Origin of the sequence: Pseudoalteromonas sp. SG43-4 (assembly GCF_014164325.1) — a bacterium.
GTDB lineage: Bacteria > Pseudomonadota > Gammaproteobacteria > Enterobacterales > Alteromonadaceae > Pseudoalteromonas > Pseudoalteromonas distincta.
In genome coordinates this window covers 278,709-291,092 of the sequence record NZ_JACJFB010000002.1, presented here as the reverse complement: position 1 = coordinate 291,092, position 12,384 = coordinate 278,709, and the positions used below count along the sequence as shown (strand labels likewise).

Annotated in this window: 14 protein-coding genes; 13 read left to right on the top strand and 1 reads right to left on the bottom strand. The window is 39.8% G+C overall.

The annotated features are described in order from the left end of the window. Positions 1 to 28 precede the first annotated feature (28 nt). From H5160_RS03335 to H5160_RS03275, 13 genes are all read left to right on the top strand, one after another. Positions 29 to 997: a calcium/sodium antiporter gene (locus H5160_RS03335; RefSeq protein WP_002957947.1), complete on the top strand. Its 969-nt coding sequence runs from the start codon at positions 29 to 31 to the stop codon at positions 995 to 997. Between the two features lie 3 nt (positions 998 to 1,000). Next, the gene (locus H5160_RS03330; protein ID WP_182736809.1) at positions 1,001 to 1,972 is read left to right on the top strand and encodes a KpsF/GutQ family sugar-phosphate isomerase; all 972 of its coding nucleotides are present in this window, start codon (positions 1,001 to 1,003) and stop codon (positions 1,970 to 1,972) included. After that, entirely contained in the window at positions 1,973 to 2,524 is a 552-nt protein-coding gene (gene kdsC, locus H5160_RS03325) for a 3-deoxy-manno-octulosonate-8-phosphatase KdsC (RefSeq protein ID WP_007580311.1), read from the top strand. Further along, positions 2,521 to 3,075 (top strand): LPS export ABC transporter periplasmic protein LptC, encoded by a 555-nt coding sequence (gene lptC, locus H5160_RS03320; RefSeq protein WP_002957944.1) that lies wholly within the window; start codon positions 2,521 to 2,523, stop codon positions 3,073 to 3,075. Before kdsC ends, lptC begins: the two co-directional genes overlap by 4 nt. Further along, positions 3,065 to 3,610: a lipopolysaccharide transport periplasmic protein LptA gene (gene lptA / locus H5160_RS03315; protein ID WP_002957943.1), complete on the top strand. Its 546-nt coding sequence runs from the start codon at positions 3,065 to 3,067 to the stop codon at positions 3,608 to 3,610. Before lptC ends, lptA begins: the two co-directional genes overlap by 11 nt. Continuing rightward, on the top strand, positions 3,607 to 4,332 hold the full coding sequence (gene lptB, locus H5160_RS03310; protein WP_002957942.1) for an LPS export ABC transporter ATP-binding protein: 726 nt from the start codon (positions 3,607 to 3,609) through the stop codon (positions 4,330 to 4,332). Before lptA ends, lptB begins: the two co-directional genes overlap by 4 nt. A gap of 69 nt (positions 4,333 to 4,401) precedes the next feature. Continuing rightward, a complete protein-coding gene (locus H5160_RS03305) occupies positions 4,402 to 5,901 on the top strand; it encodes an RNA polymerase factor sigma-54 (protein WP_002957941.1) in 1,500 nt (499 codons plus the stop codon). A 26-nt stretch (positions 5,902 to 5,927) separates the two neighbouring features. Then, positions 5,928 to 6,215 carry a ribosome hibernation promoting factor gene (gene hpf, locus H5160_RS03300; RefSeq protein ID WP_007580301.1) on the top strand — a complete coding sequence of 96 codons (288 nt, stop codon included), beginning with the start codon at positions 5,928 to 5,930 and terminating at the stop codon, positions 6,213 to 6,215. 4 nt (positions 6,216 to 6,219) lie between these two features. Beyond that, on the top strand, positions 6,220 to 6,672 hold the full coding sequence (gene ptsN / locus H5160_RS03295; protein ID WP_024595797.1) for a PTS IIA-like nitrogen regulatory protein PtsN: 453 nt from the start codon (positions 6,220 to 6,222) through the stop codon (positions 6,670 to 6,672). A gap of 18 nt (positions 6,673 to 6,690) precedes the next feature. Continuing rightward, positions 6,691 to 7,536, top strand: coding sequence for an RNase adapter RapZ (rapZ, locus tag H5160_RS03290; protein WP_002957938.1), 846 nt, complete (start codon positions 6,691 to 6,693; stop codon positions 7,534 to 7,536). A 42-nt stretch (positions 7,537 to 7,578) separates the two neighbouring features. Continuing rightward, a complete protein-coding gene (locus H5160_RS03285; RefSeq protein WP_002957937.1) occupies positions 7,579 to 7,851 on the top strand; it encodes an HPr family phosphocarrier protein in 273 nt (90 codons plus the stop codon). Between the two features lie 131 nt (positions 7,852 to 7,982). After that, complete coding sequence (gene mgtE, locus H5160_RS03280; protein ID WP_002957935.1) at positions 7,983 to 9,341, top strand: magnesium transporter; 1,359 nt, start codon at positions 7,983 to 7,985, stop codon at positions 9,339 to 9,341. Between the two features lie 202 nt (positions 9,342 to 9,543). Beyond that, the gene (locus H5160_RS03275; protein WP_220488593.1) at positions 9,544 to 9,951 is read left to right on the top strand and encodes a protein disulfide oxidoreductase; all 408 of its coding nucleotides are present in this window, start codon (positions 9,544 to 9,546) and stop codon (positions 9,949 to 9,951) included. A gap of 170 nt (positions 9,952 to 10,121) precedes the next feature. On the opposite strand, the gene H5160_RS03270 is transcribed toward H5160_RS03275, so the two are convergent. Further along, positions 10,122 to 12,299 carry a YgiQ family radical SAM protein gene (locus H5160_RS03270; protein WP_154903848.1) on the bottom strand — a complete coding sequence of 726 codons (2,178 nt, stop codon included), beginning with the start codon at positions 12,297 to 12,299 and terminating at the stop codon, positions 10,122 to 10,124. Between the last annotated feature and the right edge of the window lie 85 nt (positions 12,300 to 12,384).

Below are 12,384 nucleotides of genomic sequence, written 5' to 3'. Positions count from 1 at the left end.
CCGTATTTTGTATAACTGGCTTAACACAATGGTTACCTCGTTTGTTATTTTAATTCTTGGTTTTGCAGCTCTTGTTTGGAGTGCCGATAGGTTTGTTTATGGGGCTGCGGCTCTTGCTAAAAACTTTGGTGTACCTACACTTATTGTTGGTTTGACCGTTGTAGCCATGGGCTCTTCAGCCCCTGAAATGATGGTTTCAGCCTCTGCCGCTTTAGCTAACAAAACCGACACAGCCGTTGGCAATGCTGTTGGCTCTAATATTACAAACATTTTACTTGTGTTAGGTATCACTGCTCTATTTCGCCCTCTTTCAGTTTCATCTAGTACGTTAAAACGTGAAATGCCATTAGTGATGCTCGTATCTTTAGCTACTTGGTATGTGTTCTCAGATAACTACTTTTCATTTAGTGAAGGTGTTGCGCTTTTAGTTGGCTTTATCGTATTCATCGGTGGGTTAATCATTGTATCTATGCGTGCAAAAAACCAAGATGACCCATTTGTCTCAGAAGCCTGCGACGATGTACCAAACGATGTACCTACTAAAAAAGCGGTATTTTGGTTAATTGTTGGCATGATACTCCTGCCGGTTAGTTCTCATTTTTTAATCGGCTCAGCTGTTGATATTGCTAAATACTTCGGCTTAAGCGACTTAGTCATTGGTTTAACAATTATTGCCATTGGTACTAGCTTGCCTGAACTTGCCGCCTCGGTTGCAGGTGTACTTAAAAATGAAGATGATTTAGCACTAGGTAATATTGTTGGCTCAAACATATTTAATATTTTAGCTGTATTACCTCTAGCAGGTATTATTAATCCTTCAGCAATTGATCCATCGTTAGTAAGCCGAGATATATTAATTATGATTGGTGCAACACTTGCTCTTATTATTATGTCATTGAACTTTAGAGGCACCCAGCGTATCAATAGGGTAGAAGGCGGCTTATTGCTAATAGCGTTTTTGGGTTACCAAGGGTATATTTTTAGTCAAGTAGGGTAAATGATGGCAACGCTAAACTTTATTGAACAAGGCCTTCGCGTTTTAGATGTTGAGCGCCAAGCACTTAGTGATATTGCACAATATGTAGATAAAAATTTTCATAACGCGTGCCAATTAATGTACGACTGTGAAGGCCGTATTATTGTTATTGGCATGGGAAAATCAGGCCATATTGGCAATAAAATAGCGGCAACCCTTGCAAGTACTGGCAGCCCAGCGTTTTTTGTTCACCCTGGTGAAGCAAGTCATGGTGATTTAGGTATGATCACTAAAAATGACGTGGTAATGCTTATTTCTAATTCAGGGGAAACAAGCGAAGTTTTAAATATCATTCCGGTTTTAAAACGACTTGGTGCCAAAATGATAGCGATGACTGGCAATACACAATCAACTATGGCAACCCTTGCTAATGTACATGTGTGCATTAAAGTAGAAAAAGAAGCTTGTTCATTGGGTCTAGCCCCTACATCAAGTACCACTGCAACGCTTGCGATGGGCGATGCCATGGCAGTTGCATTATTAGAAGCTCGCGGCTTTACAGCTGATGACTTCGCGCTATCTCACCCAGGTGGTAGTTTAGGCAAGCGCTTATTACTTACTTTAAAAGATGTTATGCACAGCGGCGCAAATACACCTATTATTGATGTCTCACAAACAGTTAAAGATGCTCTAATAGAAATGTCAGCTAAAGGATTAGGTATGACAGCCATTGTTGATGAAAATCAGCAACTCGTAGGGTTATTTACCGATGGTGACTTACGTCGCATTTTAGAACAAAGAATTGATATTCATACAACACAAATAGATGTTGTTATGACTAAGTCATGCACTACAGCTACGCAAGATATTTTAGCCGCTGAAGCGCTCAATATTATGGAACGTAAACGTATAAATGGCCTAATCGTCGTCAATGAGAAAAACCAACCTATTGGCGCATTAAATATGCAAGACCTATTAAAAGCAGGAGTGTTATAAATGCAATTTGAAGAACTCTATCAACCGCTGAGCGATGATGCAAAAGCACGCGCTAAAAAAGTAAAACTACTTATATGCGATATTGATGGTGTATTTTCTGATGGCCGTATTTACCTTGGCAATCAAGGTGAAGAGCTAAAAGCATTTAATACAAAAGATGGTTTTGGCATTAAAGCACTTATAAACAGTGGCTTTGAAGTAGCTGTTATTACTGGTCGTCATTCACAGATAGTACAACAACGTATGAGCAGCTTAACCGTACAGCATATTTATCAAGGCCAAGAAAATAAGCTCATTGCCTATCAAGAATTAAAAGATAAACTCAACCTTAGCGATGAACAAATTGCTTATATTGGTGATGACGGTCCTGACATGCCTGTTATGGAGTTAGTAGGCTTTGCCGTTGCAGTAAATGATGCCCACCCTCTTATTAAGCGTTTGTCACATTATGTAACGCAAATGCCTGGTGGTTTTGGCGCTGTGAGAGAACTCACCGATTTGCTCATGCTTGAAAATGGTAAAGCATTGACTACACAAGGCACTAGTTCATGAATGCAGCGCGCATAATACTAAGCGTTTTATTCATTAGCTGTATGGTTTGGCTTTGGTACCCTTATTTTACACAAACAAATATTGTGCCTCAGGCTGAGCCTGAAGTTGTTGCTAAGCCTGATTACATAGCTATTGAGCTCAAACAGACAGCCTATGATGAGCAAGGTAAAATTAGCCACAAAGTCACTGCGGCTAAAATGGAGCTATACCAGCAATTAGGTTTCACGTTTTTTGAAAAACCCATTTTTACTTTATATAACGAGCAACAAACGTGGCAAATAAATGCAGACGAAGCAACATTATATGAAGATAAACAATTAATTTTAGAAGGTAATGTGGTTGCCAAAAATTTAACCGATAACGCCATGATAGACAAAATCAATGCTGATAATATTCAGGTTGATATAAAGTTATTAACAATGCGTTCGGAGCAACCCGTCATTATCACTGGACCCAATTTAAAAATCACCGGTAAAGGCCTAGAAGCCGACTTGAAAACCGAAGTGATAAAACTAATTAACCATACGCGAACCATATATTATGACCAATAAAATATTAAAATCACTTATAATTCCTACACTTATACTAGCGTTTAATAGTAGTGCTGCAGAGCAAAACACGCAACCTGCTGCCAATCAAATTTCAATAAGTGCCGACAAGCAAGAAGGTCAATTGAAAGCTAATGTGGGTATTTTTGAGAAAAACGTTGAGATTATTCACGGTAATCGCCGCATTACAGCCGATCGCCTCGAAGTACACAAACGTGATGAACTTGGTGATAATAAACAATTATTAATTGCCACAGGTAGCCCTGCGCACTTTGAAGAAAAGCAATCAGACGGCACGACTATGAGCGCCAGTGCTGACGAAGTACGTTATGATGTATCTAAGCGTTTTTTAACGCTTGTTGGTAATGCACAAGTATCGCAAGCCGGACAAAAAATAAATGCTAAAAGCATTACCTACGACATAGAGCAGCAACTCATCAGTGCCGAAAAAGATGAAAACTCAACTGACCGCGTTCACACAATTTTAGTACCGATCGAAACTAAAAAAAGTAAAAAAGGCGATAAAGGTCAACCATGAGCACATTAAAAGCAGAACTATTAGCAAAAAGCTATAAAGGTCGTGAAGTTGTAAAAAACGTCGGCCTTGAAGTACAAGCTGGCAGTATAGTTGGCTTACTTGGCCCTAACGGTGCTGGTAAAACAACGACTTTTTATATGATTGTAGGGCTTGTTCCTAGCGACAAAGGTAAAATATCTATTGATGATAACGATATTACTCTTTTACCTATGCATAGTCGTGCTAGATTAGGCATAGGCTACTTACCACAAGAGTCATCGATTTTTAGAAAGCTGACTGTTTATCAAAACTTAATGGCCATTTTAGAAACGCGCAAGGAACTAAATAAACAAGCCAGAGAAGACACGCTCAATAACTTATTAGATGAATTTAGCATACAACACATTCGTGATAGCCAAGGTATGGCATTATCGGGGGGAGAACGTCGTCGTGTAGAAATAGCACGAGCGCTGGCAGCAGATCCTAAATTTATATTACTGGATGAACCGTTTGCCGGTGTTGACCCTATTTCGGTATTAGATATAAAGAAAATAATAGAACATCTTAAAAATCGTGGGATTGGTGTATTAATTACCGACCATAACGTAAGAGAGACCCTTGATGTTTGTGAAAAAGCCTACATTGTTTCTCATGGGGAGCTGATTGCATCAGGTACTCCAGAACACGTATTAAATGATAAAACAGTACGCGATGTTTACTTAGGCGAGCAATTTAGGCTGTAACATTTACGCCATGTCTTTAAGCATCTGCTAGTATTAATTATAACAACATAAAAGGATTGTTAGAGATACATGAGGCAATCACTACAGCTGCGCATGGGCCAGCAACTTACAATGACTCCACAGTTGCAACAAGCTATTCGTTTGTTGCAACTCAGTACATTGGATCTCCAGCAAGAAATACAAGAAGCTCTCGACAGTAATCCACTATTAGAGGTTGAAGAGGCAGACTATTCCGAAGACGCTGCTGGTAAAAACGAGCAAAAAGCTGATACCGATGACATAACTGTTAGCGCATCTGCTGATGATGCTCCGAGCGAATACGAACAAGATACTGGTGAAGCACTTGCAAAAGACACGCTAAGTGACGACATGGCTATGGATGTCAGTTGGGATGAGTACATGAGTGCAGCTCCTGCAGCCTCATCAGGTCCAATGCCTGAAGACGAATCAATATACCAAGGCGCCTCTACTGAAACGCTCCATGAGTATTTAATGTGGCAATTACAACTAACGCCATTTAGCCCTACAGACGAAGCTATTGCTATTGCTATTGTAGAAGCTGTCGATGATTCAGGTATTTTAACACTAAGCTGCGAAGAGATTTTAGAAAGCTTTAATCAAGAAAACGAAGATGATAACGAAGTCGAACTTGATGAAATTGAAGCGGTATTAAAACGCATCCAACTGTTTGATCCTGTTGGTATTGCTGCACGTAGTTTACAAGAGTGTTTGTGTATTCAGCTTAATCAATTTGATAAAGAAACACCTTATATTAATGAAACGAAAATGATTTTAACCGAGCATATTGATCTATTAGCAGCTCGCGACTATCGTACATTAATGAAAAAAACTAAGCTCAAAGAAGAAGAGCTTAAAGAAGTAATGACACTAATACATACTCTCAACCCAAAACCTGCAGATACTATTGTAAGGGAAGAATCTGAGTATGTTATTCCTGATGTGTCAGTTAAAAAAATTAAAGGCCGCTGGGTTGTCGAATTAAACCCAGATAGCATGCCTAAAATTCGTGTTAATAGCCAATACGCGGCAATGTCTCGCACTGTAAAATCAAGTGGCGACAGCCAGTTTATTCGCTCACATTTACAAGAAGCTAAATGGTTTATTAAAAGCTTAGAAAGTAGAAACGACACGCTATTAAAAGTTACTAATTGTATTGTTAAGCAACAACAAGGCTTTTTTGAACATGGCCCTGAAGCCATGAAACCAATGGTTTTAAATGATGTTGCTGAAATGGTAGAAATGCACGAATCGACAATTTCTCGCGTAACTACTCAAAAGTACATGCATACACCCCGTGGTATATTTGAGCTTAAATATTTTTTCTCAAGCCATGTAAGTACTGAAAACGGTGGTGAATGTTCATCTACAGCAATACGTGCGCTTATCCGAAAATTAATCGCAGCAGAAAACTCAGCAAAACCATTGAGTGATAGCAAAATAGCGGATATATTGGCTGAGCAAGGAATTAAAGTAGCGAGACGTACAATCGCAAAATACCGCGAATCTCTTGCTATTCCACCGTCAAATCAGCGTAAAAGTCTGATTTAAGACGCTAAACTAAGAGGGTAATGCTTATGCAACTAAACTTAACTGGTCGTCACGTAGAATTAACCGATTCACTAAGAGACTATATTAATACTAAATTTGCGAAGCTTGAAAGACACTCTGATCATATTAATAATGTTCATGTCATTCTCGATGTAGAAAAATTAAATCAAAAAGCAGAAGCCACAATACACGTAAGCGGTGCTGAGCTATTTGCCTCTACAGAACATCAAGATATGTATGCCGCTATTGACTCGTTGATCGACAAGCTCGATCGCCAAGTAATCAAACACAAAGAGAAGCTTGCTCGACACTAATATGATGAAATTAAGTTCACTTATATGCCAGGACTGCAGCAAAGCTGCGGTCCTTTTTAATAGCAAAAAAAGAATTTTAGAGTTCATTAGCGAACTTGCTCACGACAAACTTCCGTATTTACCGCAACAAGATATTCTTAATGCTTTAATGAGCAGAGAGAAATTAGGTAGTACAGGTATAGGACGTGGCATTGCTATTCCTCATGGAAGAATGAGCGGTGCAGAAGAGCCTTTGGCTTTAGTGCTCGTTAGCGAAACTCCAATAAACTTTGATGCAATCGATAATCGCCCTGTTGATATTTTTGTCGCACTCATCGTACCAGATGGCGATAACCAGCAGCACTTAAAGACTCTAGCAACCATTGCTGATAAACTAAACAACAAAGATTTTTGTAAACAGTTACGCAGTGCAAAATCTGATACTGAGCTTTACCAAGTTATTGTCGATCAATCATAGTTTTATAAAGGGTGTTAAATGGAGTTAATTATCATAAGCGGCCGTTCCGGTTCTGGAAAGTCGGTTGCTTTGCGCGTTGTAGAAGATTTAGGTTATTATTGCGTAGATAATATTCCAGTAAACCTACTACCTTCATTAGTTCGCAGTGTGTCTGATAGCTACGATAAAATTGCTGTTAGCATAGATGTGCGCAACATCCCTAAAGAACAAGATGAATTTAACGATATTCTTGAATACTTACCAGGCTTTGCAAACCCTACGTTATTTTATTTAGATAGTGACGATCAGACATTGATCAAACGCTTTTCTGAAACACGCAGATTACACCCACTATCAATAGACTCGTTGCCTCTTGATTTAGCCATCAAAAAAGAAAAAGAATTACTTGATGTATTAACCACTCGCGCCGACTTTATGATAGATACGACTGATTTAAGTGTTCATCAACTCGCTGAATCTATTCGTGAAAAGATTTTAGGTAAAAAAGATAAGCAACTGATTGTCACATTTGAATCATTTGGTTTTAAACACGGTATACCAAAAGAAGCAGACTACGTATTTGATGCACGCTTTTTACCAAATCCACACTGGGAACCAGAGTTGAAGCCTTTAAATGGGTTAGATCAACCGGTTAAAGACTATTTAGCTAATCACAGCATAGTGCAAAAATTCACATGGCAAATTCAAACATTTGTACAAACGTGGTTACCGCATTTAGAACGAAATAACCGCAGTTATTTAACCATTGCTATTGGGTGTACAGGTGGGCAACATCGCTCTGTGTATTTAGCGCAAACTATCGGTGAAAGTTTTGCAATGACACATCCCAATGTAAAAATTCGCCATCGCGAACAAGAAAAATAATATAGCTGAATAATCACCTGTTCAGCTTAGGTAGAGTAAGTTATGCATTGTGAAGATACCTTTTTAATAAAAAACAAATTAGGCTTACACGCCAGAGCAGCTACTGTGCTTGCGCAATTAGCAGTACAATTTGATGCTACAATCACATTATTCCAAGATGACAAAGAAGCAGCAGGCGATAGCGTACTTGCATTAATGTTACTTGAAAGTAGCCAAGGAAAAGAAGTTAAAGTTGTTTGTAAAGGCCCTGATTCTGAGCAAGCTTTACACGCTGTTGGAGAATTAATAGCACAACGCTTTAATGAACAAGAATAATCTGTTTTATAAAAACAATATTCGCATTACTAGTGCTTCAATTAAAACAGATATATAAAATAAATAGGTTAGTAACGCCAGTTAACTCACCTCCCCCCATAAAGTAATATAACAATTTATAAAGGACGCCAATGCCAGAAGCTTTTGAACAAGATTATCCACTACAGCAACTAAAGCAGGTGACGAAGTCACTCAATAGTGGTCAATTTGTTCAAGTTAGGCGCATGCTCGCAAAAACGGCTCCTTGTGATACCGCATTATTATTAGAATCATCACCGCATAAAATTCGCCGACTGCTTTGGCAATTGGTCGATCCTGATGTGCAGGGTGATGTTCTTGAAGAATTATCTGAAGATGTTCGTTTAGGCATTATTGCCCAAATGGAACCTAAGCACATTGCCGCCGCAACTGAAGACATGGGCCACGATGACTTAGGTGAAGTATTACGTAGCCTGCCAGATACCGTCTATAAAGACGTTGTTAGCGCGATGGACATTCAAGACCGTGAACGTGCCACGCAAGCACTGTCATATCAAGAGCGTTCAGCAGGTGCGCTAATGAACACCGATACGGTGACCATTCGCCCTGATGTAACACTCGATGTTGTACTTCGTTATATTAGACTGCGTGGTGAGTTACCAGAGGGTACAGATGATTTATATGTTGTTGATAAACATAACTGCTTTATAGGCGCTTTATCGCTGAGTACATTATTAACTAATCCGCCAGAAAAAATTGTCCGCGATTTAATGGATGAAGATTGTGAGTCTATCCCAATCTCAATGGATGAAAGTGAAGTAGCGCAATTATTTGAGCGTCATAATTGGATATCGGCCCCAGTGGTGGACGATAACGACCAACTCCTCGGTCGTGTTACTATCGATGACATCGTTGATGTAATCCGAGAAGATGCCGAGCATAGCTTATTAAGCCTAGCCGGTCTTGATGATGAAGAGGATACATTCGCGCCAGTACTAAAAAGCTCTAAAAAACGCTCAGTTTGGCTAGGAGTTAACTTACTAACCGCACTTGCAGCTGCTTTTGTAGCTAGCTTTTTTGAAGGCACTTTAGATGTGCTCCCTATTTTGGCTGTGCTTAACGGTATTGTCCCTTCTATGGGTGGTGTTGCTGGTAGCCAATCATTAACGCTTGTTATCCGTGGTATTGCAGTAGGTCATATTAACCAAACAAACCAACGTTTCTTGATGATGAAAGAACTGGCCATTGGCGCGCTAAACGGTATTTTGTGGTCACTATTAATTGCGGGTGTTATTGCGCTATGGCAGTGGGACTTTATGCTTGGTGGCGTACTCGCCTTCGCTATGTTTATGAACTTAGTGGTGGCAGGTGTTGCTGGTGCAAGTATTCCAATAATTCTTAAAAGAATGAATATAGACCCTGCTCTTGCAGGGAGTGTGGTGCTAACCACGGTGACTGATATTGTTGGTATATTCGCCTTTTTAGGTACTGCTACATGGTTGCTGATATAAATTAAACGCTTTAAATGTAAAAAACTACAGCAAAAATACTTAGGGTAAATCAGTAGCTATGGCAACGGATACCAAACATAAAAATGACATACCTAAAAAAACGCTAAAACAAAAAAGCGTATCCATATTAAAAAGTCTACTGGTATATGGCTCTATATTTTTCGTCATTTATACCGCCGTCAATTGGTGGCGGCAACCTGTCATGCCAGCAAATCCTCAATTACAATTAATCGACTATAAAGGGCAAAACATTAATTTAGCAGCAATGAGCCAAGATAAACCCACGCTTGTGTATTTTTGGGGAACTTGGTGTCCTATTTGTAGTATTACCTCCCCTGCCATAAACGAACTCGCAAACGAGAATAAATACCCTGTTGTGAGCATCGCGATAAAATCAGGCTCTGATCAAGAGCTGCATGATTATTTAAATGAGCAAGGCTACAGCTTCAGTACTGTTAACGATCAACACGGGGAGATATTTTCCGATTGGCAGGGACAAGTCACGCCATCTTATATAATCTTAAAAGATAATAAAATGACGCAAGGACTCACCGGCATTCAGCCGTTATGGTCACTTAAATTGCGTTTGTGGTTATCATCAATGCTTTAAAAAAAAGCTAAACTTAGCACAGGATATCTAAAGAGAGGGGGGCTCTAAAACCTCACTCTTTATCACCTACAATAATATAGATAATAAAGAGCAAAGCTGACTTAATTTACGTATACAAAAGCTAAAAAACGCGTACCGCAATTAGCCTTATCTATTAGCGAATAAAATTACTAACGTGTGCTTTGACGATTAGCGCCCACTTTTGGCTTAGTGTTTGCCTTTTTAAATTGGCTAAAACCAGTATGTCGCGTTAGTGCCGGACGCCCACCTTTTTTACCACCTTTACCTGATTTTTCATCGCGCCCTTCTTCTGGCACTAAACAGTTAGGCCCTTTACCAATTAAATTAGCTTTACCCATTTTACGTAGAGCTTCACGTATCATTGGCCAACCAGCTGCATCGTGGTAGCGTAAAATAGCTTTATGTAATCTACGTTGGCGTGCGCCTTTAGGTACAGGAACAACTTCTGAGTTGTTTTTTATATTACGCAAAGAGTTCATCTCTGTATGGTAAATAGTCGTCGCATTAGCCATAGGTGATGGGTAAAAATTTTGTACCTGATCAAGCTTAAAGTCGTTTGATTTAAGCCATAAAGCCATGTTTACCATGTCTTCATCTTTTGTACCTGGGTGAGCAGATATAAAGTAAGGAATTAAATACTGCTTTTTACCAGCTTCTTTAGAGTACTTATCAAATAGTTCTTTAAATTGATCGTACGCTCCCATACCTGGTTTCATCATTTTTGATAATGGACCATCCTCTGTATGCTCTGGCGCTATTTTTAAGTAACCGCCTACATGGTGCGTTACTAATTCTTTAACGTAACGCGGGTCGCGTACAGCTAAATCGTAACGTACACCTGAAGCAATCAATACCTTTTTAATACCCTTAACTTCACGTGCTTTTTTATACAAATCTATTGTTGGCGTATGATCTGTATCCATGTGTTTACAAATATCTGGATACACACATGATAAGCGTCTACAGGTACTCTCGGCCTTTTTACTAGTACAGCGCAGCTTATACATATTCGCCGTTGGGCCACCTAAATCAGAAATAACACCAGTAAAGCCGGGAACTTTATCTCTAATTTGTTCAATTTCTTCAATAATAGATTCTTGCGAACGACTTTGAATAATGCGCCCTTCATGCTCTGTAATTGAGCAAAACGAACAACCACCAAAACAGCCACGCATAATATTAACTGACGTTTTAATCATATCGTAAGCAGGTATTTTAGCATCACCATAACTTGGGTGAGGAATACGCTGATACGGCAAACCAAATACAGCATCCATTTCATGTGTTTCTAATGGATATGCTGGCGGGTTTACCCAAATAGAGCGATCGCCATGTCGTTGGTAAAGCGCCCTTGCACAACCAGGGTTTGTTTCTTGGTGTAAAATGCGCGAGGCATGGGCGTATAGAGGTTTGTTAACACTTACTTGCTCATAAGCAGGTAACTTAACATAGGTTTTTTCCCACGGCTTAGGACGTGCAGGCTGAACCATGATTGGTTTTGCCGCTTCTGCTTTTAAATCAATACCCGCTTGTTTAAATTCTGATTTACTACAGCCAACATCATCCGCGCCATATGGGTTTGGAATAGGGTCGATTTTACCAATTTTATCAATAGCGGTAGAATCACTGCCACGCCAACCAGGTAGAGGCTCTTTTCGAATAACAGCCGTGCCGCGAATATCCTGAATCGTATCCATCGTTTCACCCGCCGCAATACGGTGTGCAACTTCAACTAGCGGGCGCTCTGCGTTACCGTAAATTAAAATATCGGCTTTTGCATCAAATAAAATACTACGACGTACTTTTTCCTGCCAATAGTCGTAATGAGCAATACGGCGAAGGCTGGCTTCAATACCGCCAATAACAATTGGGATACCTTTGTATGCTTCACGGCATTTTTGCGAGTAAATCATTACAGCGCGATCTGGGCGCTTACCGCCAACGTTATTAGGCGTGTAAGCATCATCGTGGCGCATGCGCTTTTCCGCTGTATAGCGGTTGATCATCGAATCCATGTTGCCGGCTGTTACACCAAAAAATAAATTCGGTCTGCCGAGCTCCATAAATGCATCTTTAGAGTCCCATGCCGGTTGGGCAATAATCCCCACTCTAAAGCCTTGCGCTTCAAGTACACGGCCAATTACAGCCATACCAAAACTAGGATGGTCAACATACGCATCGCCACTAATTATTATTATGTCGCAACTATCCCAGCCAAGTGCATCCATTTCTTCACGTGTAGTTGGTAAAAATGGCGCGGTGCCATAACATTCAGCCCAGTATTTAGGGTATGAAAATAAGGCGCGCTTAGCTTTGAGTGTGCTCATAATTGTGGCCGTAGAATAACAAAAGGCGCGAATTATACCCTACTAAATTCTTTATATATACAAAGTAGTCAAAGCATATCGCGCT